The organism is Microbacterium sp. LMX7-1.2 (assembly GCF_040675935.1).
Classification (GTDB): Bacteria; Actinomycetota; Actinomycetes; order Actinomycetales; family Microbacteriaceae; genus Microbacterium.
Window position 1 is genome coordinate 1,231,549 of record NZ_JBEGIL010000001.1, and the last position, 23,677, is coordinate 1,255,225.

Annotated in this window: 23 protein-coding genes; 10 read left to right on the top strand and 13 right to left on the bottom strand. The window is 69.4% G+C overall.

Annotated elements, in window-relative coordinates; genetic code table 11:
* Nucleotides 1–12 precede the first annotated feature (12 nt).
* On the bottom strand, nucleotides 13–468 hold the full coding sequence (tadA, locus tag MRBLMX7_RS06110) for a tRNA adenosine(34) deaminase TadA (RefSeq protein ID WP_050721762.1): 456 nt from the start codon (nucleotides 466–468) through the stop codon (nucleotides 13–15).
* A gap of 74 nt (nucleotides 469–542) precedes the next feature.
* Between tadA and upp the strand changes: the two genes are divergently transcribed.
* Nucleotides 543–1,175: a uracil phosphoribosyltransferase gene (gene upp, locus MRBLMX7_RS06115; RefSeq protein ID WP_050721763.1), complete on the top strand. Its 633-nt coding sequence runs from the start codon at nucleotides 543–545 to the stop codon at nucleotides 1,173–1,175.
* Between the two features lie 45 nt (nucleotides 1,176–1,220).
* Here the strand turns inward: upp and MRBLMX7_RS06120 are convergent, their stop codons facing one another.
* The 3 genes from MRBLMX7_RS06120 to nadE all read right to left on the bottom strand — a co-directional run bounded on the left by MRBLMX7_RS06120 (nucleotide 1,221) and on the right by nadE (nucleotide 6,408).
* Nucleotides 1,221–1,994: a hypothetical protein gene (locus MRBLMX7_RS06120; RefSeq protein ID WP_363366675.1), complete on the bottom strand. Its 774-nt coding sequence runs from the start codon at nucleotides 1,992–1,994 to the stop codon at nucleotides 1,221–1,223.
* A 23-nt stretch (nucleotides 1,995–2,017) separates the two neighbouring features.
* Nucleotides 2,018–5,491: a TM0106 family RecB-like putative nuclease gene (locus MRBLMX7_RS06125; RefSeq protein ID WP_363366677.1), complete on the bottom strand. Its 3,474-nt coding sequence runs from the start codon at nucleotides 5,489–5,491 to the stop codon at nucleotides 2,018–2,020.
* A 74-nt stretch (nucleotides 5,492–5,565) separates the two neighbouring features.
* The gene (gene nadE / locus MRBLMX7_RS06130) at nucleotides 5,566–6,408 is read right to left on the bottom strand and encodes an ammonia-dependent NAD(+) synthetase (RefSeq protein WP_363366679.1); all 843 of its coding nucleotides are present in this window, start codon (nucleotides 6,406–6,408) and stop codon (nucleotides 5,566–5,568) included.
* An 81-nt stretch (nucleotides 6,409–6,489) separates the two neighbouring features.
* Between nadE and MRBLMX7_RS06135 the strand changes: the two genes are divergently transcribed.
* Nucleotides 6,490–7,047, top strand: a complete 558-nt coding sequence (locus MRBLMX7_RS06135; RefSeq protein WP_363366681.1) for a nucleoside phosphorylase — start codon at nucleotides 6,490–6,492, stop codon at nucleotides 7,045–7,047.
* A gap of 33 nt (nucleotides 7,048–7,080) precedes the next feature.
* Here the strand turns inward: MRBLMX7_RS06135 and MRBLMX7_RS06140 are convergent, their stop codons facing one another.
* The 4 genes from MRBLMX7_RS06140 to MRBLMX7_RS06155 form a co-directional block, all read right to left on the bottom strand.
* Nucleotides 7,081–10,068: an SMC family ATPase gene (locus tag MRBLMX7_RS06140; protein ID WP_363366683.1), complete on the bottom strand. Its 2,988-nt coding sequence runs from the start codon at nucleotides 10,066–10,068 to the stop codon at nucleotides 7,081–7,083.
* Nucleotides 10,068–11,222, bottom strand: coding sequence for an exonuclease SbcCD subunit D (locus tag MRBLMX7_RS06145; RefSeq protein WP_363366685.1), 1,155 nt, complete (start codon nucleotides 11,220–11,222; stop codon nucleotides 10,068–10,070). Before MRBLMX7_RS06145 ends, MRBLMX7_RS06140 begins: the two co-directional genes overlap by 1 nt.
* A 284-nt stretch (nucleotides 11,223–11,506) precedes the next feature.
* Nucleotides 11,507–11,968 (bottom strand): DIP1984 family protein, encoded by a 462-nt coding sequence (locus MRBLMX7_RS06150; protein WP_363366687.1) that lies wholly within the window; start codon nucleotides 11,966–11,968, stop codon nucleotides 11,507–11,509.
* Between the two features lie 51 nt (nucleotides 11,969–12,019).
* Nucleotides 12,020–12,259: a GNAT family N-acetyltransferase gene (locus MRBLMX7_RS06155; protein WP_363370840.1), complete on the bottom strand. Its 240-nt coding sequence runs from the start codon at nucleotides 12,257–12,259 to the stop codon at nucleotides 12,020–12,022.
* Between the two features lie 396 nt (nucleotides 12,260–12,655).
* Between MRBLMX7_RS06155 and MRBLMX7_RS06160 the strand changes: the two genes are divergently transcribed.
* The 3 genes from MRBLMX7_RS06160 to MRBLMX7_RS06170 are packed head-to-tail and all read left to right on the top strand — an operon-like array spanning nucleotide 12,656 to nucleotide 14,597.
* On the top strand, nucleotides 12,656–13,360 hold the full coding sequence (locus MRBLMX7_RS06160) for a winged helix-turn-helix domain-containing protein (protein WP_363366688.1): 705 nt from the start codon (nucleotides 12,656–12,658) through the stop codon (nucleotides 13,358–13,360).
* A 50-nt stretch (nucleotides 13,361–13,410) separates the two neighbouring features.
* Nucleotides 13,411–14,367: a DNA-3-methyladenine glycosylase family protein gene (locus MRBLMX7_RS06165; RefSeq protein WP_363366690.1), complete on the top strand. Its 957-nt coding sequence runs from the start codon at nucleotides 13,411–13,413 to the stop codon at nucleotides 14,365–14,367.
* A 32-nt stretch (nucleotides 14,368–14,399) separates the two neighbouring features.
* Nucleotides 14,400–14,597, top strand: coding sequence for a hypothetical protein (locus MRBLMX7_RS06170; protein ID WP_050721772.1), 198 nt, complete (start codon nucleotides 14,400–14,402; stop codon nucleotides 14,595–14,597).
* Between the two features lie 31 nt (nucleotides 14,598–14,628).
* Here the strand turns inward: MRBLMX7_RS06170 and MRBLMX7_RS06175 are convergent, their stop codons facing one another.
* The 4 genes from MRBLMX7_RS06175 to MRBLMX7_RS06190 form a co-directional block, all read right to left on the bottom strand.
* Nucleotides 14,629–15,384: an ABC transporter ATP-binding protein gene (locus tag MRBLMX7_RS06175; protein WP_363366692.1), complete on the bottom strand. Its 756-nt coding sequence runs from the start codon at nucleotides 15,382–15,384 to the stop codon at nucleotides 14,629–14,631.
* Complete coding sequence (locus MRBLMX7_RS06180; protein ID WP_363366694.1) at nucleotides 15,381–16,412, bottom strand: iron chelate uptake ABC transporter family permease subunit; 1,032 nt, start codon at nucleotides 16,410–16,412, stop codon at nucleotides 15,381–15,383. The genes MRBLMX7_RS06175 and MRBLMX7_RS06180 overlap by 4 nt, the downstream gene beginning before the upstream one ends.
* On the bottom strand, nucleotides 16,402–17,448 hold the full coding sequence (locus MRBLMX7_RS06185) for an ABC transporter permease (protein WP_414685088.1): 1,047 nt from the start codon (nucleotides 17,446–17,448) through the stop codon (nucleotides 16,402–16,404). The genes MRBLMX7_RS06180 and MRBLMX7_RS06185 overlap by 11 nt, the downstream gene beginning before the upstream one ends.
* 80 nt (nucleotides 17,449–17,528) lie before the next feature.
* Nucleotides 17,529–18,527 carry an ABC transporter substrate-binding protein gene (locus MRBLMX7_RS06190; protein ID WP_363366697.1) on the bottom strand — a complete coding sequence of 333 codons (999 nt, stop codon included), beginning with the start codon at nucleotides 18,525–18,527 and terminating at the stop codon, nucleotides 17,529–17,531.
* A 102-nt stretch (nucleotides 18,528–18,629) separates the two neighbouring features.
* On the opposite strand from MRBLMX7_RS06190, the gene MRBLMX7_RS06195 reads away from it, so the two are divergent.
* The 5 genes from MRBLMX7_RS06195 to MRBLMX7_RS06215 all read left to right on the top strand — a co-directional run bounded on the left by MRBLMX7_RS06195 (nucleotide 18,630) and on the right by MRBLMX7_RS06215 (nucleotide 22,183).
* Nucleotides 18,630–19,397: a siderophore-interacting protein gene (locus MRBLMX7_RS06195; RefSeq protein WP_363366698.1), complete on the top strand. Its 768-nt coding sequence runs from the start codon at nucleotides 18,630–18,632 to the stop codon at nucleotides 19,395–19,397.
* Nucleotides 19,398–19,429: 32 nt separating this feature from the next.
* Nucleotides 19,430–19,831 carry a VOC family protein gene (locus MRBLMX7_RS06200; protein ID WP_363366700.1) on the top strand — a complete coding sequence of 134 codons (402 nt, stop codon included), beginning with the start codon at nucleotides 19,430–19,432 and terminating at the stop codon, nucleotides 19,829–19,831.
* 127 nt (nucleotides 19,832–19,958) lie between these two features.
* Nucleotides 19,959–20,246 (top strand): hypothetical protein, encoded by a 288-nt coding sequence (locus tag MRBLMX7_RS06205; protein WP_363366702.1) that lies wholly within the window; start codon nucleotides 19,959–19,961, stop codon nucleotides 20,244–20,246.
* 295 nt (nucleotides 20,247–20,541) lie between these two features.
* Complete coding sequence (locus MRBLMX7_RS06210) at nucleotides 20,542–21,711, top strand: RtcB family protein (protein ID WP_363366704.1); 1,170 nt, start codon at nucleotides 20,542–20,544, stop codon at nucleotides 21,709–21,711.
* A 151-nt stretch (nucleotides 21,712–21,862) separates the two neighbouring features.
* A complete protein-coding gene (locus tag MRBLMX7_RS06215; protein WP_363366707.1) occupies nucleotides 21,863–22,183 on the top strand; it encodes a hypothetical protein in 321 nt (106 codons plus the stop codon).
* Between the two features lie 16 nt (nucleotides 22,184–22,199).
* On the opposite strand, the gene MRBLMX7_RS06220 is transcribed toward MRBLMX7_RS06215, so the two are convergent.
* On the bottom strand, nucleotides 22,200–23,654 hold the full coding sequence (locus MRBLMX7_RS06220) for an MFS transporter (RefSeq protein ID WP_363366709.1): 1,455 nt from the start codon (nucleotides 23,652–23,654) through the stop codon (nucleotides 22,200–22,202).
* Nucleotides 23,655–23,677: the final 23 nt, after the last annotated feature.

Genomic DNA, 23,677 nt, shown 5'->3' on the forward strand with positions numbered 1-23,677 from the left:
AGCGGATGCCGGTCAGCGGCGCTGCTCGAAGAACGCCCGGAGCAGCGCCGTCGCGGCCTCGGCCTCGACCCCGCCGACGACCTCGGCCCGATACGGCAGGCGGCGGTCCCGGAGGACGTCGTACATCGAGCCGGCAGCGCCCGCCTTGTCGTCCCACGCCCCGAACACCACGCGCCGGATGCGCGCCTGCAGGATCGCGCCCGCGCACATGACGCAGGGCTCGAGGGTCACGACGAGGGTGTGTCCGTCGAGGTTCCAGGAGCCGAGGGATGCCGCGGCTCGGCGCAGCGCCTCGACCTCGGCGTGACCCGTCGGATCGTGCGTCTCCTCGCGGGTGTTACGGCCCTCCGCGACGATGCTCCCCTGCGCGTCGAGGACGACGGCGCCGACCGGGATCTCGTCCGCCCCCGCAGCCTCGGCCGCGAGTTCGAGCGCGCGACGCATGGCGGAGCGGTCGGCGGCGGTCATGCGTCGAGCCTACGACAGCCCGTGTCCGCGCTTCCGATGTCGTGCGTGGGCGTGCGGCGCATTAGCCTGTATCCATGCGTGTTCACGTCGCCGACCACCCCCTCGTCACCCACAAGCTCTCCGTGCTGCGCGACCACCGCACACCGTCGCCTGTCTTCCGGCAGCTGACCGAGGAGCTCGTGACGCTGCTCGCGTACGAGGCGACGCGCAACGTCAAGGTCAGCCCGATCGAGATCACGACCCCGGTGACCACGACCATGGGCGTGAAGATCTCGGAGCCGCGGCCCATCGTCGTCCCCATCCTGCGGGCCGGCCTCGGCATGCTCGAGGGCCTCGTGAAGCTGCTTCCGACCGCGGAGGTCGGATTCCTCGGCATGGTCCGCGACGAGGAGACCTTCGAGCCCACGACGTACGCCGAGCGCCTTCCCGAGGACCTCAGCGATCGCCAGTGCTTCGCGATCGACCCGATGCTCGCGACCGGTGGCTCCCTCGCCGCCGCGATCCAGTTCCTCTTCGACCGTGGGGCGAAGGACGTCACGGCGATCTGCCTGCTCGGCACGCCCGAGGGTGTCGCCGCGATCGAGGCGATGGTCGGAGACCGCGACGTCACGCTCGTGCTGGGAGCCCTGGACGAGCGCCTCAACGAGAAGGGGTACATCGTGCCCGGTCTCGGCGACGCCGGAGACCGCCTGTACGGCACGGTCTGACCGTTCTGGGCGCGCCGGTCCGCGTGAGCAACGCTCTGCGGTCGGTCAGACCGAGATCCGGTAGGCGCGTTCTTCGCCGTACTGCGTGAATCCCGCCCGCCGCCGCAGTATCGGCGCCGACGTGGAGACACGGCCCTTGACGAGCGCGGTTCGCGCTCCGAGCTCCGCACTCGCCCGCAGCCTCTCCGCCAGCACTGCGCGATAGGCGCCGCGTCCCCGGGCTGAGGCGAGAGTCGCGGCACCCCACAAGCGCGTGAATCCGTCGACAATCGTGCAGCCTCCGGTACTCACGGCGCGACCGTCGATGCGGGCGAGCACTCGCACCCCCTCCCCCACGGCGAGCGCTGATTCGATCTCCTCGTGCTCGATGCGCAGGCCGTCCGCGTCGAGCGGCTGCTGCTCCCAGACCGGCACGTTGACGGCATCCATCTCACGCACCTGCGGCACCGTGCGCACGATCTCGGCGGTGATGCCGTCCGGCACTGCGATGGGCGGCTCCGCGACCGCGCGCGCGAAGATCGTGACCGTGTCGACGTGTTCGGCACCGCGCCGCCGGAGCTCGTCCTCGAGGTCGGGCGAGTCAGCGGGATTCGTCCAGAACGTGAGCGTCGCGGCGCCCCACGTGCGGGTCTGCCGCAGTGCGTGGTCGAGCACGTCGGCGGCGGCGAGCGACGACGCGACCTGCGAGCCTCTCACTCCGCCACCCAGACGCTCGGGGTAGTGCACGAGCCGCAGGTGGCTCTGCTCCCGTTCGGCATCCCGCGGCGTCCACGCCCAGTCCGCCGCCGCGCGGAGGATCTCGTCCCGCGTATGCGCCATCCCCGACATGCGTCCTCCGTCGATCACTCCGCGGCCGCCCCCACGAGTCGGGCGAAGGCGCTCAGTCGCGCGACGCCCTCGGGTGTGCGCGGCAGGTCGTCGAGCAGCGCCGGCGAGTGGATCAGGTAGGCGGCGACCTGGGCCCGGGAGATCGCCACGTTGAGACGGTTCTGCATGAGCAGGAACTCGGGGCCGCGGGGAGCGTCGCGCCCGCTGGACGCGGCGAGGGAGGTGATCGAGACCACAGCCTCCTTGCCCTGGAAGTTGTCCACCGTCCCCACGGGGACGTCGGGGAACCCGGCGCGCGCGAGGGCGTCGAGCACGAGCTGACGCTGCGCGTTGTACGGCGTCACGACGATGATGTCGGCCTGTCCCAGCGGACGCGTCGTCGCGTCGGGGTCGTTGTCCGTGAACCGGCGGCCGAGGAGATCGCGCACGAGGGCGACGACCTCCTGAGCCTCCTCTGCCGATTGCGTCGCATTGCCCCGATGCCGGAGCGGGACGACGTGGAGACCGGGATCGATGCCCTCCAGAGAGCGCTTCTCGGCCCCGGGCGCCGACGTGAGACGGCCCGCGTACGACAGCGCCGACACCGAGGAGGCGACGGCCGGATGCATCCGCCAGGACTTCTCGAGGAAGTACCCGTACTCGGGACGCACCACGGCGTCTCCGTCCATCACCCAACCCAGCGCGGAGGTGTCGACGGGTTCTGGATGCGCGCCCTGACTCACCTGCGGAAGCTGCTGCGGATCTCCGAGCAGCAGCAGACGCTGCGCCCCTGCGGCCACCGCGATGGTGGAGGCGAGGGAGAACTGCCCCGCCTCGTCGACGACGAGGAGATCGAGCCCCGCCCGGTCCACGCGCGCCGTGTTGCTGAAATCCCACGCGGTGCCGCCGACGACGACGCCCCGACCCTCGTTCTCGCGGAGGAAGGGCGCCATCCCGTTCTTCGGGATCACCGTGTAGGACGGCTCCGACGACGGGTTTTTCGGAGCCTTCGCGACCTGCGCGGCGGGCACCCCGTCGGCGACCACGCGCTCGAGAAGGTGCTCGATGATCGCGTGGGACTGCGCCACGACGCCCACCCGGAAGCCGTGCTCGTTGACGAGCCGCGCGATGACCCGTGACCCGGTGTAGGTCTTGCCCGTGCCCGGAGGCCCCTGTACCGCGAGATAGCTGCGGTCGAGGTCGCGGACGGCGCGCACGATCGCCGAGATCGTGTCACCGCCCTCCCCGGGCAGCGGATCACCCGACAGCGTGCGAGGCGGGATCCGACGGAGGATATCGGTCGCCGCATCCCGCGGATGGCCGGGGGCCGCGTCGTGCACCGTGTCGGCCCACTCGTCGATCGCTCCCTGCAGCGACACGACCCGCGGTGGCGCTGCAGGAGTGAGCGCAAGTGGCAACTCCTCCCATGTCTGGCCCTGCACGGCGGTCTCGGTGATCAGGTAGCCGTCGTCGAGCACGCCGGCGACGGTCACGGTGTGCGGCACGTGCACGGCCCGCGACGGCACCTCGGTGTCGAACGGCGCAGGAACCTCGTACAGGGCGAAAGGCTGCACGCCCTCGCCCAGCGTCGTCCCGGGCGAGACCTCTCCGCGGATCTCGACGTCGCGCGACAGCACCCGACGCCCCTCGGGCATGCTCCAGTCGCGCACGACGGTGGAGGTGGCACGCTCCACGCGCACGACGTCGCGGGTGGTGTCCCACATCGTCACAGGTTCGCGCAGCCGCTGGAAGTGCGAGACCCAGAAGCTCTTCGCCTCGCGCGGGAAGTAGTCGATCGCGGCGGCGGCGATGCGGAACAGCTCGCCGTCACCGCCCTCGGCCACCTCCCGCTCGGCGTCGGCCAGGAGGGCCACCGAACGCGGGGACGGCTCGTAGATGACCTCGTCCGGCTCGTCCGGAGGCGCTGGGTACACGCCCTCGCGGCGGGCGATCTCGATGAGCCAGTCGCGCAGCCGCCGCGTCGACACGCAGTCGTAGCGGTTGTAGTCCGCGAGGTCGGCGAGCACCGCATCCGCCTCGTCCTGTTCTCCGGCCGCAGCGAGTTCGCGTGCGGCGACGTACTGCACGATCGAGTCGTCGCCCTTCTGCACATCGCTCGTGCGCACCTCCTCACCCATGTACAGCGGCTCGAGCTTCTTGATGGAGTACGACCGCGATCCCACACGCACCGTCCGCAGCACGAGCGGATACAGGTCGACGAAGACCCCCTCGCGGAGCAACCGATCCACCTCGCCCTCGCGCACCCCGTACCGCGCAGCCATCGCCACGAGATGAGAGGTCTCATAGGGCGCGTAGTGGTAGATGTGCAGGCCGGGATGCGCGGACCGGCGCACCGCGACGAAATCGAGGAAGCGTTCGAACGCCGCTCGCTCGGCCGAGAAGTCGTGCGCCCACAGGGCCGAGTACTGATCGTCGTTGTCGACCCAGCCGAACAGGTAGTCGAGGCCCCACTGCGCCTGCCCCGCGGGCGCCGGTTCGGTGTACAGCGGGTCGCCTTCGAAGTCGAAGAAGATGTCGCCGCGGCTCGGCACAGGCAGCGTGTGGATGGCGGCGGCGTAGTGCACGTCGTACGTGGGAGTGTAGTCCTCCTCTGCGCGCAGCTGCAGCCGCGCCTGGGAACGCAGAGTCTCGAAGGTGTCGGCGTTCATGCCCTCGGGCGGGCTCACAGCTTCGGCGAGGGCGTCGATCGTCTGGATGCCGGCACCGCGGAGACGCGCGCGCTGCACCGGTCGCATCCGCGCGACCATGAGGAGGTCCCGGTGGGCGACGACCTGCTCCTCGCACGTGGCACAGCGCCCGCAGGCGACGACCTCGAGGTCACCGCGGTCGTCCCCCCAGGCGAGTGCCGCGTCGGAGCTCGGGTCGTCGATGCGACGATCGGCGATCAGCGCCCGAAGCCGTGCGCGACGCACGCGGAACAGCGGGAGCAGGTCGTCGACGCGGTGCGTGCTGAGGCTGCCGTCGCCGAGGATCAGGTCGACCTCGTCGGATCGCGGGACGCCGAGCCGGTCGAGCTGGTCGACGTATGCCGCGAGCTGCATGAGCGCGGTGACGCGTGCCGTGCGGGCGAGCTTCGAGTCCTGCACCCGCCAGCGGCCGTCGTCCTCGCGTGCGAGGAAGTCGGCGAATCCGACAAACTCCTCGGTCGAGAATGCGGCCTGGAACAGGATCCTGGCGTCGGAGGCGAGGGCGCGGACGGTCTCGTCGACCGCGGCGGCGAGCGCCTCGGCATCCACCGACGACACCTTCTCGACGCGGTGCACGGCGGCGTCGCCGAACTCCTCGATGTAGCGATCGAGCACGTTCTGCTCGTGCACGTCGCCGAGGCGTGCGGCGCGGGCGAGAGTCGCGTCCTCCGGCTCCTCGACCGCGGGCACCCGACCGAGCTTGGCATCGATCGCCCGGCACCAGGCGAACTCGCACTCGGCGGCCGCCTTGAGGTCGCTGGCGCTCCAGATGACGCGCTGCGCCTGGGTGTCGATCCGCACGATTCTCCCGTTCCCTCGGATGCTTCGACCCTAGCCGCGGCATCCGACACGGGCGTCGGATCAGGCGTGGTGTGTCAGCGCCACCAGGTGTCGTCGGGGGTCACGGGGAGGTTGCGCTTGTGCTGGGTCGCGAGGTACCGCGACTCGATGCGACCCGCCACGTCGGGGTCGACCGGGCGCCCCTCCAGGAAGTCGTCGATCTGCTCGTAGGTGAGGCCGAGCTCGTCCTCGTCCGCACGTCCCGGCTGTCCGTCGAGCAGGTCGGCCGTGGGCACCTTGAACGCGAGCCGCTCCGGCGCCTCGAGGTGGAGGAGCAGTGCGCGTCCCTGCCGCTTGCTGAGTCCCGAAAGCGGCAGGATGTCGGCTGCGCCGTCGCCGAACTTCGTGTAGAAGCCGGTCACAGCCTCGGCCGCATGATCGGTGCCGATCACGAGCTTGCCATCGTGCCCCGCGAGCGCATACTGCGTGACCATGCGCACGCGTGCCTTGATGTTGCCGCGGTTGAAGTCGCTGATGTCGCTCGTGACCGCGAACTCGATGTCCTCCTCGACGCCGTCGACACCGTTCTGGATGTTCACCTCGACGGAGGAATCCGGGGCGATGAACGCGAGCGCCTGCTCGGCATCCGCGGCGTCGTGCTGCACCCGGTAGGGCAGACGTACCGCGAGGAACGTGGCCTCCCCGCCCTCTGCGCGGACCTGCTCGACAGCCAGCTGGGCGAGGCGCCCGGCGAGCGTGGAGTCCTGGCCGCCCGAGATGCCCAGCACGAAGCCCCTCGCGCCGGTCGTTCGCAGGTAGTCGACGAGGAACTGCACACGGCGCTCCACCTCGGCGGCGGCGTCGATCTCGGGCTTCACACCGAGCGCTTCAGAGATCTGATTCTGCAGGGACACGTGATCCTCCGGTCTACTCGCCATCAGTATCCTCCCCCAGTGTTACATCGGCGTGACGTCGAGCGCGCGCCACGCCATCCCTGCGCGGGGTGGGAGGATGGACGGGTGAGACTTCTCGTCGCCGCCATGGCATCCGAACTCCAGGCCTTCCCCGACGACCTCGACGGGTTCGATCGCCTCGTCACCGGCGAGGGCAAGATGCAGGCCACCTACGCGCTCACGCGAGCGCTCGCTGCGAAGGACTACGAGGAGGTCGTGGTGGTCGGCACGGCCGGCGGCATCGACCCCGAGCTCGACGCGGTCGTGCACGAGATCGGAAGCGCACTGCAGCACGACGTGTTCGACCTCGACGGCGTGCCCGGACAGCACGTGTCGCTGCCCGCGCGCGTGTCGACCGGGCGCGAGGGCGTGCTGATCGCGACCGGCGACAGCTTCGTCGGCGACGCCGGCATCACCGCGGTCATCCGCCCGTCCGGCGCGGGCCTCGTCGACATGGAGACGTATTCCTACATCTGGGTCGCCCAGCAGTTCGGCGTGCCGATCCGCGCTTTCCGCGCGATCTCGGATCGAGCGGAGGACGGCGCTCTGGTCGACTTCCGGGCGGCCATCGCCCGCTGCAGCGAGATGTTGCGCGAGACCATCCGCCAGGAGTACGGCGTCTGAGGACCGGCACCCGCCGGCCGGGAGCCGGCCGAGTCAGCGCGTCTCGATCACGCTCGGCCCCTGAGGGGTCGCCCGTACCGCCAGCTGCGCGGGGATCTGCTCCTGCATCGCCTCGACGTGGCTGATCACGCCGACCGTGCGTCCGCCCTGACGGAGTTCGTCGAGAGTGCGCATGGCGACGTCGAGCGTGTCGCCATCCAGTGATCCGAATCCCTCGTCGATGAACAGCGTGTCCAGTCGGATGCCGCCGGCTCTCGCCGTGACGACCTCGGCGAGTCCGAGCGCCAGGGCGAGCGAGCTGAGGAACGTCTCTCCTCCCGACAACGACTGCGCCGGTCGCGTCTGCCCCGTGTAGGCGTCGAACACCACGATGCCGAGCCCCGAGGCGGCGCCGCGGGCGGCGAGCGCGTCGGAGTGGCGCAACTGGTAGCGTCCGGTGGACATGTCGCTGAGGCGTCGGTTCGCAGCGTCGACGATCTCTTCGAGCTCGGCCGCGAGCACGAAGGTCTCGAGCGTCATCTTGCGCGTGTTCGCTCCGCGCCCCGCGATGGCATCCGCGAGTCCGCGCAGTACGTCGAAGTCCGCCGCACCTTCGGCCGATCGCTCGTATGCGCTTCGCGCGTCCGCGAGGAGACCGCTCAGTCTCTCGGCCGCGCCCGCGGCACGTTCGGCCGCGGTGACGGCTTCGGTCCAGCGAGCGCGGGCCTCGGCGGATCGCGTTTCGGCGGGACCGAGGTCGATCGGCTCCTCCGGCAGCGTCCGCAGCTCGAGGGGCAGCAGGATCGCGCGTTCCTTCTCGCGCTGCACCGCGTGCTGGGCGATGCGCCCGTCAAGCGCCTCCTGTGCTGCAGGAGATCGCAGAGCATGGTCGGCGGCCGCAGCATCCGGGAAGGGCGAGTCGTCGAGAGCGGCCGCCAGCTCCGCGTCGGCCGCGGTGGCCGCGTCGAGCCGGCGCACGAGCTCGGCGCTCGCGTCGAGGAGCGTCCTGGCCGCGGCGACCTCGCCGTCGGAACGTGCGAGTCGCTCGGCGACCGAGGAGTGCGTCCCGCGCGCCTCGGCGACCACGGCTCTCGCCTCGGTCGCGCGCTGGGCGAGGAGGCCCTGTGCTTCTCTGACCTCCGCGAGCGCGGCGGTCGCCGAATCGCGCTCGGTCTGCAGAACGTTCGCCCGGGCCTGCAGGTCGTCGAGGCTCGACTCGAGCACGCGGACGCGTTCGACGGCGGCGGCCGCCAGCTCGTACTCCCGTGCGCTCCGTTCCTGTTCGCTCGTGGCCGCGTCGACGTCGCGTCCGTCGGCACGGGTGCGCGCGGCGATCAGATCGGACCGCACTGCGCCGAGCCGCTCGCTCGCATCTCGTTCCTCCGCTGCGGCGGCGTCGCGGCGAGCCTCGGCCTCGGCGACGTCTTCGGCGGACACGGGATCCGCATGCACGGCGGGCGCCGGGTGCTCGTGCGCGCCGCAGACGGGACAGGCAGCACCGTCCTGCAGCTCCGACGCGAGCTCGCCCGCGAATCCCTCGAGACGGCGCTTCCGCAGTGCGGTGAGTTCGCTCTGGCGTGACGTCAGTGTCGCGCTCATCTCGACGAGAGCGCGCTCGGCTGACCGCTCGGCGCTCTCGAGGCCGGCGACCTCGACGGCGGCCGCGAGTCTCGCCGTCGCTGCGGCGGCCTCCGTCGCCCGCGCCTCCACTCGACCGGCGGTGAGACGCTCGTCGTCGACTTCGCGGCTCAGCTGATCCTGGCGGGCGGGCAGGCCGTCGCGCTCCGCGTCGATCGTCGCGAGTCGCGTCGTCGCCGCCGACACGGCGTCACCTGCCCCCGCGAGCTCGGCCTCCACAGCCGGAAGCGCGCGCTCGAGCTCTTCAGCGCGCCGCCACACGCCCGACTCGCGGGTGCGCTCGGCGATCCATTCGTCGAGATCGTCCGTGTCGACGTCGAGCGATTCCCAGCTGCGCCGCGCCTCGGCCTCCGCATCACGCGCCGCGACCGTCGCCGCAGACGCACGGGAGGCGGACGCGATGGTCGCCCGCAGGCTCTCCGCCAGCCGCGCCTGCGCGAGTTCCTCCCTCGCTGCCGCGATCGCGGGCTCCTCCGCGTCGAGCGTCGCGAGCGCCAGCCGTGCACGGTCACGCTCCTGCTGGTCCCGCTGCTCCTCCTTCGCTGCGGCGAGCGCGGCGTCGGCCTGCGACGATCGCTCCTCGGCCTCGACCTTCTCGGCGGCGAGACGTTCGGCTCGATAGTCCGCGCGCGCACGGGCACGGTCGAGATCCTTGAGGCGTTCTTCCGTCGTGCGAGGGGCGTCCTGCGGCTCGATGCTCAGAGCAGCCTCCTGCTCCGGCACGGGCGCGGCGAGCGCGACGACGAGACGCTCCGCCTCGTCGAGTCGCGCTGAGACAGCGGCGAGGCCTGCACGGAGTTCCTCCTCAGCCGCACGGCGTCGCTCCTCGAAGCGTGCCTGCACGTCTTCGAAGCGCTCGGTGCCGAAGAGCCGGCGTAAGAGCGCCTGACGATCGCGGCTCCCTGCCAGCAGGAACTCGGAGAACCGGTTCTGCGCCAGGAGGATCACCTGCAGGAACTGCTCGCGGCTGAGCTGCAGGATCTCATCGAGCTCATACGCGGCCTCGCGCTCCTTGGCGGCGAGTCCCACCCATTCGCCTGCGACCATGGTGTCCAGCTGCACGGCGGAGGCCTGGGTCGTCATGCCGCCACCGCGGCGTTTGGGGCGCTCGTACTCGGGTGAGCGCCGCACGCGGTAGCGGCCGGCCGGGGTGCTGAACTCGACCACGACCTCGGTGATGTCGTCCGGCTCGCAGTGATCGCTGCGCAGACGCTTGTCCCCACCGTCGTAGCGTGGCACACCGCCGTACAGACCGAAGCAGACAGCGTCGAGGATGCTGGACTTGCCGGCCCCCGTCCGACCCGCGATCAGGAAGATGCCGTCATCCGCGAAGGCGTCGAAATCGACGCTCTGACGGGCACGGAAAGGGCCGAAGCCTTCGACCTCGAGGCGATGGAGTTGCATCAGATCAGCGCATCCGCGCGCACGCGGTCGTCGAGCACCTCGCGGATCAGCTCCCTCTCGCGCTCCGTCGGCCCGTGACCCGAGCGCACGTGCTCGAGGAACGCCTCGATGCGCTCGGTGTCGGTGACCGTGCCGCGCAGACGGTCGGCGTAGGAGCGTTCGACGGTCTCCTCCGCGACGTCGGGCCGGTGCTGCACCATCGCGCAGTACGGATAGCTCTCACGCAGTCGGCGCATCGGCTCGGTCTGCGCGAGCGCGTCGGTGTACACCGCGCACACCCAGTCGTCCGCATGCGCGGCGACGTTCTCGGCGGAGAGGATCTCGTCGAGCGTGCCGGTGAGGGTGACGAGGCGGCGCGGCACCGGGAGCTCCAGCCAGCGCACATCCGCGAGTCCGTCGGCGTCGAGGTCGACGAGCCAGGACCCGCGGGGCTTGTCCTGCTCCCCGAAGCTGTAGTGCAGGGGCGCACCCGAGTATCGCACGCGCTCGCTCACCCGCTGACGACCGTGGATGTGACCGAGCGCGACGTAGTCGGGGCCGTCGAAGACGGCGAGCGGCACGACATCGAGTCCGCCCTGACGGACCTCGCGCTCGAGGCCCACCGTGGCGTCGACGCCCGCGGCGAAGCAGTGTGCGATCGCGATCGAGCGCCCCGGGTTCTCGGTCATCCCCGCGCGCACCAGGTCCATCGCGTGGGCGAGTGTCTGCGCTTGCGTGCGCATCTCGACATCGTTCCAGTGCTGGCGCACGATCGCCGGCTCGAGGTAGGGAACACCGTAGAACCGCACGGGCCCGTGCTCGTCGTCGATCGTCACCGGATCGCCGATCGCGAGCGGATCGGTCAGCACGTGTATGCCGTCGCGCAGCAGCCGCGCCTGGAACCCGAGTCGTGCAGCCGAGTCGTGATTGCCGCTCGTCACGACGACGCGCGCCCCGGCGTCGTGCAGCGAGACGAGCGCATCGCTCAGCAGCGTGTACGCGGCTCCCGCAGGGGTCGCGGAGTCGAACACGTCTCCCGCGACGATGACGACGTCGACCGCGTGCTCCCGCACCTGCGCCGTGAGCGCGTCGAGCACCGCGGCCAGCGCGTCCATGGTCGAGCTGCCATGGAACGTGCGACCGATGTGCCAGTCGGAGGTGTGCAGGATCCTCATACCCACACGGTACGAACGACCACCGACATTCGGTCCGAGGCGTGCCGTCGAGGCGTGAGAGAACGGCCGTCGACGGACAGCCCGGCCCCGGAGCGGAAGATCCCCTGACCCGCCCTCGTCAGAACGGTCGACACGCGGTGATGCGTGGTGCGCTGTGCGCGATCACGTGTGCGGCGTGCGGGGCTGCGCGATGCGATTCGCGGGCTGCCCTCCGCCCCACAGGTGCCGGACTTGCCCCTCCGGCTGGGGGTGTGCCCGCCCCGTCCTGACTACCGACTTCCGCTCTACTCCTCCAGATCGTGCGTCCAGTTGGCCTGTTGGATCCTGTTGTCGAGCTCTCGCAGCTCGCGCGCGGTCTCGTCGGCTCTGACCCGCAGCGGCGCCACCGGCAGCGCAGACAGTTGACGCAGCTCGCTGCGCATCTGCCGGAACCCCGCGGTGCCGGATGCCGCGGCCGCGGCATCCGCGAGCACGGAATGCTTCCACCGCAGCACGTCGCGTGCGGCGAGGGCATCCGTCATGGTGCCGTCGACGCCGAGGTCGAGGCGCGCGTTGGTGGCGTTGATCCGTCCTATCAGGACGCGCAGAGCCTCAAGAGCCTCCTCGGCCTCGACCAGCAGCGCGGAGGCGTCCTCCGCGGGCTCCTCGCCCTCCTGGTACCGCGCGTTGGCGGTGATGCGGGCACGCAACTGCTCGATGCGGCGCTGCAGGTCGGCTCTGGCGGTGAGCGCCTCTGCGAGTCTCATGCGCTCATCCTCGCAGGGTCACGACGTAACACGGCGTCACATGCCGCCCGGTCACCGGGAGCGCAGCAGCGCGGCGTGATCGGGGTGCGCGGAGAACCAGTCGGCGACGTACCAGCACACCGCGTCGACCTTGCGGTCACCGCGTGACTCGATGTCGGCGACCGCCCCTTCCACGACGATGCCCGCATAGCCGTGGCCCCGGAAAGTCGGGATCGTGAAGGCGCGGGTGAGGGCGATGGTGCGACCGTCGTCGCGGTAGTCGAGCACGCTCACGAGCTGCCCGTCGCGCATCAGCGTGTACCGCGACGCGTCCTTCTCGTCGGTCAGGAGGAATCCGGATGCGAGGGTCGAGGAAGTCACTCCTCCACGTTACGCCCGCGCTCGCGGGAGGTCGCGGTTTTGACACGCCCGGACTTCTTCGGTAATAATTCCCCCCATGACTACCAACGCAAGCCCTTTGTCCGCCCAGGAGGCGAACGGGACTGCCGGGATGATGATGCCCGGTCGCGTTGGCATGTGTTGCCGAATGTGTCGCTGAACGAACAGCCACTCCGCCTGACCTGATCTTTCGCGATCTGCGAGGTCCGGGTCACCGAGCATCCACCCTTGCTCGCTTCTCCGGCTCGCCCGGTCATTCATGCAACGCATCCGAGCCTCTTCGGCTCACGTCCTGAGGACTTCATCATCATGTCGAACACCGCCCTTCTCGAGCGTCCCTCCACCACCGCCGCCGTCCGCACCGCTCCCGCGCCGACCGCCGCCGCCCCGCTCGCCGCCGATCTTCCCGCCGTCCGCTCTCCGCGCGGCTTCGCCCTCTACGTCGGCCTCGACGAGATCAAGGCCGCCGAGGCCGGGGTCAGCCTGCCGCTGCTCGTCGACGCTCTGCGTCGCACGCTCGCCGAACTCGCACCCGGCGCTGAGACGCACGCGACCGTCGCGCTCGCCCCTCACGGCTCCGGCGGCCGCGACCTCGACGTGGTCCGCCTCGCCCTGCAGGAGCCCGGCGCGATCGCCCGCACCAAGGCCGCAGCCCAGGAGGAGACCGTCGACGAGGACGGCGGCGTCGTCGTCGACATCTCCCGCAAGCGCGTCCTCATCGACGGCGAGTCCGCCGCATTCACCTACAAGGAGTTCGAGCTGCTGCAGTACCTCGTGCTCCGCGAGGGCCGCACGATCGAGCGCAGCGAGCTCGTGTCGGCGCTGTGGCAGGCTCAGGACGACGAGACGCCGGGCGAGCGCACGATCGACGTCCACGTGCGTCGACTCCGCGCCAAGCTCGGCCGTTATGAGGACATCGTCCGCACCGTCCGCGGCATCGGCTACCGCTTCGACCGTCACGCAGACGTCGTGATCCGCTACGGCCACGGCACGCCCTCCCCCGACCGCTTCTGATCCTCGGGCGCTCCGACCGGAGTGTCAGAAGCGCCGCGTAGGGTGGGCGCATGACTCTCGCGCAGGATGCCGCCGCCACGCAGGCGTCCGCGCACGCGCGCGTCGAGTCCGTGTACCGTCCGCCGCATCCCCTCGATCTGCGCCGCACGGTCGGGATGCTGCGCCGAGGCCCCGGCGATCCGACCATGATGTTCGACGGTCCCGTCATCTGGCGCACCGTGCGCACCGGGCTCGGTCCCGCGACGGTCGCTCTGCGCTCCGTCGGTTCCGAGGTCCTCGTGAGTGCGTGGGGAGATGGCGCCGCCGAAGCCCTCGACCTGGTCCCCGCGCTCTGCGGCGCCGAAGACGACGCCACCGGATTCGACCCGTCCTCGCACCCTCTGATCGCCGAGGTCGCCCGCCGCACACCCGGTCTGCGCCTCGCGCGCACGGGCGAGGTCTTCGACGCCCTCGCGTGCGCGATCCTCGAGCAGAAGGTCACGGGACTCGAGGCCTTCCGAGCGTGGCGGCTCCTCGTCACGAAGCACGGCCGGCGGGCTCCCGGGCCGACACCGCGGCCCCTGTACACGGCGCCGACGGCGGACGAGTGGCGCCTCATCCCCTCCTGGGAGTGGCATCGCGCGGGTGTCCAGCCACCCCAGTCGAAGACGATCGTGCGGGTGGCCGAGCGAGGCGCGCGCGTCTCTCGCGCCCTGCTCGCGGCCACGTCCGGCGACGACCGCGACCGCGTCCTCACGAGCCTCCCCGGCATCGGCCCCTGGACTTCGGCCGAGACCAGGATCCGTGCCCTCGGCGACCCCGATGCGGTGAGCGTGGGCGACTACCACCTGGCGCACGAGGTCGGTCATGCACTCACCGGACATCGCACGGACGACGAGGGGATGCTGCAGCTCCTCGCTCCCTGGGCCGGGCACCGGCAGCGGGTCATCCGACTCATCTATGCGAGCGGTGTCAGCGAGCCGCGTCGCGGTCCCCGTCTCACGCCGGCCGACCACCGTCGCCACTGACCCCGGGACCGGCCGACCTCTAGGCTGTACGCATGTCCCGCACCGCACTCCGCCTGTCTGTCACGCTCGGTCTGCTCGTCGCCGGGATCGTCATCGGCCTCGTCTTCCAGAACGTGTGGCTGGGCCTCCTCCTCGCGGCGATCGTGTGGCTCGGCTGGTTCCTCGGATACGAGTCGCGCCGCGGCCGCAACGCCGGCGTCAACGACGAGGACCACGGCATCGAACTCTGAGCCGGCGCGGAGCGTGCGGGAGGCGACGTCGTCAGTAGTACACGGCCAGAGGTCCTGACGGGCCGTCGACCACTCGCACCGGGGTGTCGAACACCCGGGTGAGAACGTCGTCGGTCATGATCTCGGCCGGCGTTCCGAACTCGACGACCTCGCCGTCCTTCATGGCGCAGATGCGGTCGGCGTAGTGCCCCGCGAAGTTGATGTCGTGCAGCACGATCACGATCGTCCGACCGAGCTCCTCGGCAGCCCGGCGGAGGTGCTTCATCATCTGCACGGCATGCTTCATGTCGAGGTTGTTCAGCGGCTCGTCGAGCAGCACGAACTCGGTGTCCTGCGCGAGCACCATCGCGACGTACGCACGTTGCCGCTGCCCGCCGGACAGCTCGTCGATGAAGCGCTGTTCGAGGTCGGTGAGCCCGAGGAAATCGATCGCCTCGGAGATCCTGTCCTCGTCGACCTGTGTGAGCCGCCCGCCGGAGTGCGGATAGCGGCCGAAGCCGACGAGCTGGCGCACCGTGAGCCGCGTCACGAAGTGGTTCTCCTGTCGCAGGATCGAGACGATCCTGGCAACCTGCTTCGACGGGGCTCGATGCACATCGAGACCCGCGATCTCGACGGTTCCCTCATCGGGGGCGAGGAGTCGCCCGACCATCGTCAGCAGGGTCGATTTGCCGGCTCCGTTCGGTCCGATGAGCGCCACGACGCCTCCCGCCGGAAGGTCGAGCGAGATGGGGCCGATCGCGGTGTCGCTGCTGTACCGGTGGACGAGATCGCGGATGCGGATCACAGTCGCCCCTTTCGGAGGATGACGAAGAGGAAGACGAGCCCGCCGATCAGTTCGACGATGATCGTGACGGCGCTCGCGAGGGTGAACACGTGCTTGAGGAGCACGTAGGCGAGGCCGAGCGCGACATACCCGAGCAACCAGGCCACGGGCAGCAGCAGTCGGTGGTCGTAGGTGTCGACGATCGAATAGGCGAGCGTGGCGACGAGGAAGCCGAGGAACGTCATCGGACCGAACAGCGACGTGCTCATCGCCGAGAGGATCGCGACCAGCGTCAGCATGAGCATCACCTGGCGCTTGTGATTCAGGCCGAGGTTCGTGCTGACGTCCCTGCCGAGCGCGATGAGGTCGAGGCGTCTCGACAGCATCCAGATCGCTCCCCCGGCGGCGGCGCACACGGGGATCACGAACCACAGGAAGTCGGTGTTCGCGTTCGTGATGCTGCCGAACAGGCGCGCGGCGAGCACGTCGAACTCGTTCGGGTCGAGTATCTGCTGCAGGAACGTCGACAGGGCGCCCATGCCGGTGCCGAGGATGATGCCGATCAGCAGCATGACATGCAGGTTGCCGAAGCGCCCGGAGAGCAGCCAGGAGTAGAGCAGCACGGCGAAGATCACCATGAGTGCCGACTGCAGCAGGAAACGCGTGAACGGATCGAACCCCGAGAGCCCGGCGACCCCGAAGAAGAACACGATCGACGTCTGGATGAGCACGTACAGCGATTCGAAGCCCATGATCGAGGGCGTGATGATGCGATTGTTCGTCGCGGTCTGGAACGCGACCGTCGCGAAGGCCTGGCAGAACGTGACGACCGCGATCACGAGCACGCCCGAGACGCGCATGCGGGAGATCCGCATCCATCGCTCGCTGAACGGGACGTAGGGGTTGTCCCAGCACAGCAGAAGTGCGGTGATGACGAGGGCTCCGACGATCAGCCCGACCAGCACAAGTCGGTACCGGCGGCGGTGCGCGGGGTCCGCGAAGGAGCCGGCGCTCCTCACCGGAGACGGGATGCCGAGGTCAGCGGACACGTGTCCTCCTCGTTCGCAGGAGCATCACGATGAACACGGCCGAGCCGACGACACCCAGCACCAGGGAGATGGGCACCTCGAACGGCATGATGATCGTCCGCCCGATGAGGTCGCAGATCGTCACGATCCAGATGCCGGTGAGGAAGACCCATGGGAGGTTCGAGCGCAGGTCGTCTCCGCGCACCATCGCGACGAGGTTCGGGACGATGAGCCCCAGGAACGGCAGCGCGCCGATGATCACCGTGACGACGCCGGTGGTCATCGCCACGAGCCCGACGCCGAGCAGCACGACCCGCTCGTAGTGGAGCCCGACGTTCGTCGCGATGTCCCTGCCCAGACCGGCGACCGTGAAGCGATCCGCGGCGATCACCACCACGATCGAGACGCCGAGCACGATCCAGAGCGGTTCATAGCGCCCGATCTCGATGCCCGTGAAGCGCCCCATGAACCATCCGCCGATCACCTGCAGGAGGTTGAAGCGCAGGGCGAGGAAGGTCGAGACGGCGCTGACGACGGCACCGAACATGATGCCGACGATCGGGACGATCAGTGAGGACTTCAGCGTGACCCTCCGCAGGAACGCGAAGAACACGAGGGTCCCGGCGAACGCGAAGACGATCGCGATCGCCATCTTCTCCACGACCCCGGATGCCGGCAGCAGGATGTAGGTGACGAGCAACCCCAGCCCGGCCCACTCCGTCGTGCCGACGGTGGTCGGCTCGACGAAGCGATTCTGGGTCATGAGCTGCATCACGAGCCCGGCCATGGCCATGCTCGCGCCCGCCAGCACGAGCGACGCTGTGCGCGGTACCCGGGTGATCCAGAGGAACTCGCGTCCCTCCCCGTCGGGGGCGGTGATGTCGGCGACGCCCGTGAGGAGCGACACGGTGATCAGCCCGAGCGTCAGCACGACGGCGATCAGCAAAGGCCAGGTGCGCGACCATCGGGACCGAGGGCGACGCGTCGGCGCACCTGCGAGGGCGTCGGTGTTCGTGATGCGCCGTGGGGGCGGTTCGGCGGGGATCGTCGAGGTCACAGCTCTCTCCGGACGGACATGGACGGGCGCCGCTGCCGAGTCCGAGGAGGACGGGCAGCGGCGCGGTGGGCGTCAGCGGGTCACGCGGACTCGAACAGCTCGGTGAGGCCGTTCAGGACCGCGATGTACGCGAACACGTCCTCGGTCAGGTAGTAGTCGGCGGGCATCACCGCGATGGCCTCGTTCTGCACCGCGGGGACGTTCGCGAGAGCGGCCGAGCCGGTGATGAGCTCGAGGGCGGGGACCACGGTCTGCCCCTCCTCGGATACGGCCGCGTCGCGGTCGAGCACCAGGAGGTAGTCGGCGTTCGCCTGCGCGAGGGCCTCCAGCGAGACGTTGTCGCCGGTGTGATCGGACGATCCCGCGGCGTTGAGCGCCGGGGTCATGCCCACCAGATCGAAGAAGATGCTCGCGCCGCGGCCGTCGGTGGGGTTGGAGTAGTTGATCTCTCCGCCCGAGGTGACCAGGCCCATCACGGTCTTCTCGGAGTCGTAGGCGTTCTTCGCGTCGTCGAGGGCCGCGTGGAACTCGTCCACCAGCGCCTCGGCCTCGTCCTTGCGGTTGAACACCTCGCCCATCAGGGTGATGCTCTCGACGACGAACTCGTCAGCGCTCTGGTCCTCCGGGCCGGTCATGTCGAGGAAGGCCGCGTCGGGCGCGGCATCCTTCACGCCCTGCGCGTTCTCCTCGCTGCTGAACCGGTAGCCGTTGATCACGAGATCGGGGTCGGCGGCGACGATCTGCTCGAAGTCCGGCTCGGTGTGCAGGCCGATGTTGAGGATGTCGGACGAGTCCTTGAGCGGGTTCTCGGGGCTGAACAGGTCGAGCGGAGCGACGGTGACGGGGAGGTCCCAGTCCGCGGCGAGCTGGAAGAAGCGGTTGTCTGTGACGGCGACGCTGTCGGCGCTCTCGATCGTCACCTCGTTGCCGGCCATGTCGGTCACCGTCACGGGGTAATAGTCCTCCGAAGCTGCGGGCTTCTCCGCTTCCGCGGACTCCGAGGTGGCGGCGCACCCGCCGAGGGCGAGGATGCCGACGAGACCGATGCTGGTGGCGACGAGGATTCTGGGCACGGACATGGAGGGACTCCTGTTCTGCGGTATGGATCGCGCTCGATCGGCGCGAGAGAAACGGACTTAGGTATGGCTAAGTCCCCTCCAACATAGGTTAGCCTTACTTAAATGAGCAATATTCAGGACGGGTTCACGATCGAGCGTCGAGGGCTCGATCTTCGGTTCCGCACGGTGGCCCTCTCGGCTCGCGAATGGCTCGCACCCGACTATGTGCGCGTGCGACTGGTCGGCTCCGACCTCGCCGGCTTCACCTCTCCGGGGGCCGACGATCACATGCGGCTGTTCTTCCCCGCGGGCCCCGTCGGCTCCGTCGAGGAGATGCGCGAGGCTCCGAGCCGCGAGTACACGCCGCTCGCATGGGGCGAGGACTGGCTCGACGTCGAGTTCGCCGTGCACGGCGACGCCGGGATCGCGGCGCGCTGGGCGGCGACCGCCCCGCTCGGCTCGTCGATCGGTGTGGGCGGACCGCGCGGCTCGGCCGTCATCACCGGAGAGCCCGGATCCTGGCTCCTCGTCGGCGACGAGACCGCGATTCCCGCGATCCGGCGCTTCGCCGCCCTCATCCCCTCGGGAACACCGGCCCGCATCGTGATCGAGACCGTATCGCCGAGGCGGGAGATCGACATCGATGTCCCGGTCGACGTCGAGTGGCTGCATCGCGGGGATGCCCCCTCCGGCTCCGCCCTCATCGCGTTCCTCGACGACCTCCGCGACGACGAGGTCGTGGGCGCCGATCCCTTCGTCTTCATCGCCGCCGAGCAGTCCGTGGTGAAGCCCGGGCGCGCTCTGCTCGAGCGCTGGGGCGTGGCTTCTGCGAAGGCCGTCGTGAAGGGCTACTGGAAGCGCGGCGAAGCCGAGTATCACGCACCGCACTGACGCCCCACGGACTCTGCTGACAGACTGGGCGCATGGCGCTTCTCGATCACCTGGGCATCACCGTCGACGACCTCGAGCGCGGCAGGAACCAGTTCCATCCGGTCCTCACCGCGCTCGGCTACGTGAGCGGCGGAGAGGACGACCACTCGATCTCGTGGAACAACGGCGAGGAGACCGAGATCATCCTCTACACCTGGGATGAGGAGTCCGCACCGCACCGGCACGGCCGCATCGGCTGGCAGCACATCGCCTTCGCGATGGACTCGCGCGCCGACGTCGACCGCCTGCACACGGTCGCGACGGATGCCGGGTGGAACGTCGTCCGGGAACCGAAGGAGTACCCGCGCTACTCCGACCGGTACTACGCCTCGTTCGTGGAGGACGCCGACGGCATCCGTGTCGAGTTCATGTACAACCCGCCGCGCGAGAGCTGACCTGCGACTCGTCCTGCACATCTCGTCTCCGTCCCGGGTTCTGCACTCTTCGTGGAATCCCGGAATCCGTTGTCGCGCGACCGTGGCAGACTCCCTGCATCGGTGCGACGATCGGAGGATGGGGTTCATGAACGATGCGCAGACCTGGACGGTGATCGGCGTCGTCTCGACGCTTCTGTTCAGCATGCTCGGCGTCGTCTCGACGCTGTTCGTCCGCATCCTGCGCACCGAGATCGGTGGACTCCGTGGCGAGATGAATGCGCGCTTCGACGCCGTCGACAGCAAGTTCGACGCCGTCAACAGCAAGTTCGACGTCGTGCACAGCCGCATCGACGCGATGAGCGCGCGCATCGACGGCCTCGACCGCGACGTGCAGGCGCTCGTGAAGCGCACCTTCGGCCTCGACCGCGAGTGAAGACTCCGGGCACTTCCTTGACGCCCGGGCGTGTCGTGCCCTACTGTGGCAAAGCTGTGCCGATCGGCGCAGCACGCCAGCCGAGGAGACGACGGATGACCGCCCTGCGGAATCTTCCCATCGCAGCGGTGTCGATGTTTCAGCAGAAGCACGATGACCGCTACGAGTCGTACCCTCCGGCGCGCGTCGTGTGACAGCATCCGCTCTCGCAACGCCCCGCACCGTCAGGTCCGGGGCGTTTTCCGTGTGGGAGACCCCTGACCTGTGACTGGACACCATCACAAGGAAAGGAATCATGGAGAGGCTCTCCGCACGGCTGCTGTCGTGGGCATCGCTGATCGACGAGAAGACGCTCGATCAGGCGCACACCACGGCCCGCATGCCGTTCATCCACCCGCACCTGGCGCTGATGCCGGACGCGCACCTCGGAAAGGGGGCGACGGTCGGATCGGTCAACCCGACGCTCGGCGCGATCATCCCGGCCGCCGTGGGCGTCGACATCGGCTGCGGCATGATCGCCGTCCGCACCGCGTTCACGAGGGGCGACCTCGACGGCCGCGACCTCGCCGAGCTCCGTGAGCAGATCGAGCGCGCCATCCCGCTGTCCGCGGGCCGCTACAACCGCAAGATCGTCGCGACGGCCGAGCCGAGGATCGCCGAGCTCGAGCAGCTCGCTGAGAAGAACGGCTTCGACCCCGCGACCTACGCCGGGAACTGGCGACTGCAGCTCGGCACGCTCGGCTCGGGCAACCACTTCATCGAGGTGTCGGTGGACGAGCTCGACCGGGTGTGGCTGTTCCTGCACTCGGGATCGCGTGGCGTGGGAAACCGGATCGCAGGGCACCACATCACGGTCGCGCAGCGGCTCGCGAAGCAGTGGTGGATCGAGCTGCCTGACCCCGACCTGGCTTACCTCGTCGAGGGCACGCCGGAGTTCACCCGGTACATCCGGGAACTGCGGTGGGCTCAGCGCTTCGCGCTGCTGAACCGCGAGGAGATGATGGACCGCGTCATCCGGCAGGTGTCGGAGTTCCTCGGGGTTCCGGTCGACGAGCAGGAGCGGATCAACTGCCACCACAACTTCACCGAGTCCGAGAAGCACTACGGAAAGCAGGTGTGGGTGTCCCGCAAGGGAGCGATCCAGGCGGATGCCGGTCGGCCGGGCCTCATCCCCGGGTCGATGGGCACTGCGTCGTACGTGGTGGAGGGACTCGGCGATCCGCAGTCGCTGAACTCCTCGCCGCACGGCGCGGGGCGGGAGTACTCCCGGTCGGCGGCGCGGCGCACCTTCTCGCACGAGCAGCTGCGGGCGGCGATGTCGGGCATCGAGTTCCGTGACACGGACGCCTTCATCGACGAGATCCCGCAGGCGTACAAGCCGATCGACCAGGTGATGGCGGATGCCGCGAGCCTCGTCAGGGTGCGGCACACGCTGCGGCAGCTCGTCAACGTGAAGGGCGACTGAGCGGGGGGGGGTGGATGACGACGGTCGCCCACCCCTCCTGCACATCTCGATCCCGTCGCGGGTTCTGCACTCTTCGTGGAATCCCGGAATCCGTTGTCGCGCGACCGTGGCAGACTCCCTGCATCGGTGCGACGATCGGAGGATGGGGTTCATGAACGATGCGCAGACCTGGACGGTGATCGGCGTCGTGAGCACGCTTCTGTTCAGCATGCTCGGCGCCGTCTCGACGCTGTTCGTGCGGATCCTGCGCACCGAGATCGGTGGACTCCGCGGCGAGATGGTGGCGGAGATCAGCGGCCTGCGCGCCGAGACCACCGCCCGATTCGATGCCGTGAACAGTCGTTTCGACGCCGTGGACAGCAAGTTCGACGTCGTGAACAGCCGCATCGACGCGATGAGCGCGCGCATCGACGGCCTCGACCGCGATGTGCAGGCGCTCGTGAAGCGCACCTTCGGCCTCGACCGCGAGTGACGCGCGGCCCGCGAGGTCAGAGCACCGGCTCTACAGCCGCCTCGGCATCCGTCCGGTCGGTGAACGCCGTCTTCGGGACGAAGACGAGAAGGACGGCCGCGATCAGGGCGGTGACGCCGCAGACCACCCACACCGTGACATACCCTGCGAAGGAGCCCGCCGTCCCTTCCACAGCTCCGGCCGCTCCATTCAGCAGCGCGATCCCGAACACGCACGACGCGATCGCGCCGCCCACGGTCTTGACCGAGTTCGTGAGGCCCGTGGCGACGCCGGTCTGAGTGGCAGGCGCCGCCGACGCCGCGGCAGCGGGAAGGGCCGCGACCAGCGCTCCGGACCCGAGACCCACCACCACCATGTTCAGGATCACCTGCAGATACGTCGCATGGAACGGCAGGAACAGCAGGAATCCGACCCCGACGAGCAGCGACGCACCCATGAGCGTCAGACGCGGGGTGAGAGTGCGGGCGATCACGGGGAACAGCAGAGCTCCCGCGATCATCGCGATGAGGTAGATGCCGATGATGAGCGACGTCGCGAAGCCGGTGGTGCCGAGACCGTAGCCGTAGACACCGGGATCGGTGCGGGCGAAGGTGGACAGCGGCGCCTGCGCGCCCAGCACGCTGACGCCGAACAGACCCGCGGTGAGGAACACCGGTCCGAGCGCGGGCGAGCGGAACATGCGCACGTCGATCAGCGGGTCGTCGCAGCGGAGCTCCCACAGCACGAACGGGATCACGAGCAGGATGCCGAGCACGACGACCGCCCATGACCAGGGGTTCACCAGGCCGCCCTCGAGACGCAGCAGGCTGAGTCCACCCGTGAAGCAGATGAGGGCCAGCGAGATCAGGACCACGCCGACCGTATCGAAGACCCCGCCGGTCGGCTCGGGCGATTCCTTCACGCCGAACAGGATCACGAAGAAGCAGACGACGATCAGCACAGCAGGGATGAGCAGCACGCTCGTGAGGGGTAATGCGTCGATGAGCGCTCCACCGGCCAGCGCACCGATGATCGCCCCTGCCTCGAGCGCCGCGACGAGCAGCCCGGCGGCCTTTGCGGTGATCGTGGCTCGACCCTCCATGCGACGTGACCGCGACCAGATGAGGGCGATCTCCAGCGGAAGCCAGACGACGTAGAACCCCATGAGCGTCCACGCCGCCAGGAACACGCCGAACGAGTCGGTGAACGGCAGCACGAGGGCGGCCGCCGCGGTGAGAGCGGTCGAGATCAGCAGCATCCGCTTGTGTCCGACCATGTCGCCGAGTTTCGCGAACGCGGGGACCACGAGCGCCGACAGCATGAGCTGCGTGCCTTCGAGCCAGTTGACGTCGGCGTCGTGGATGCCGAGATGCCGCGCGATGTCGCTGAGCATCGGCGTGTAGTACCCCTGCAGCACACCACTCGTGAACTCGACGAAGGCGAGGAAGCCGACGACCGCAGCCAGAGTGCCCAGTGTTCGGGTGCGCGTCATCGCGGCTCCTCTATGGAAGGACG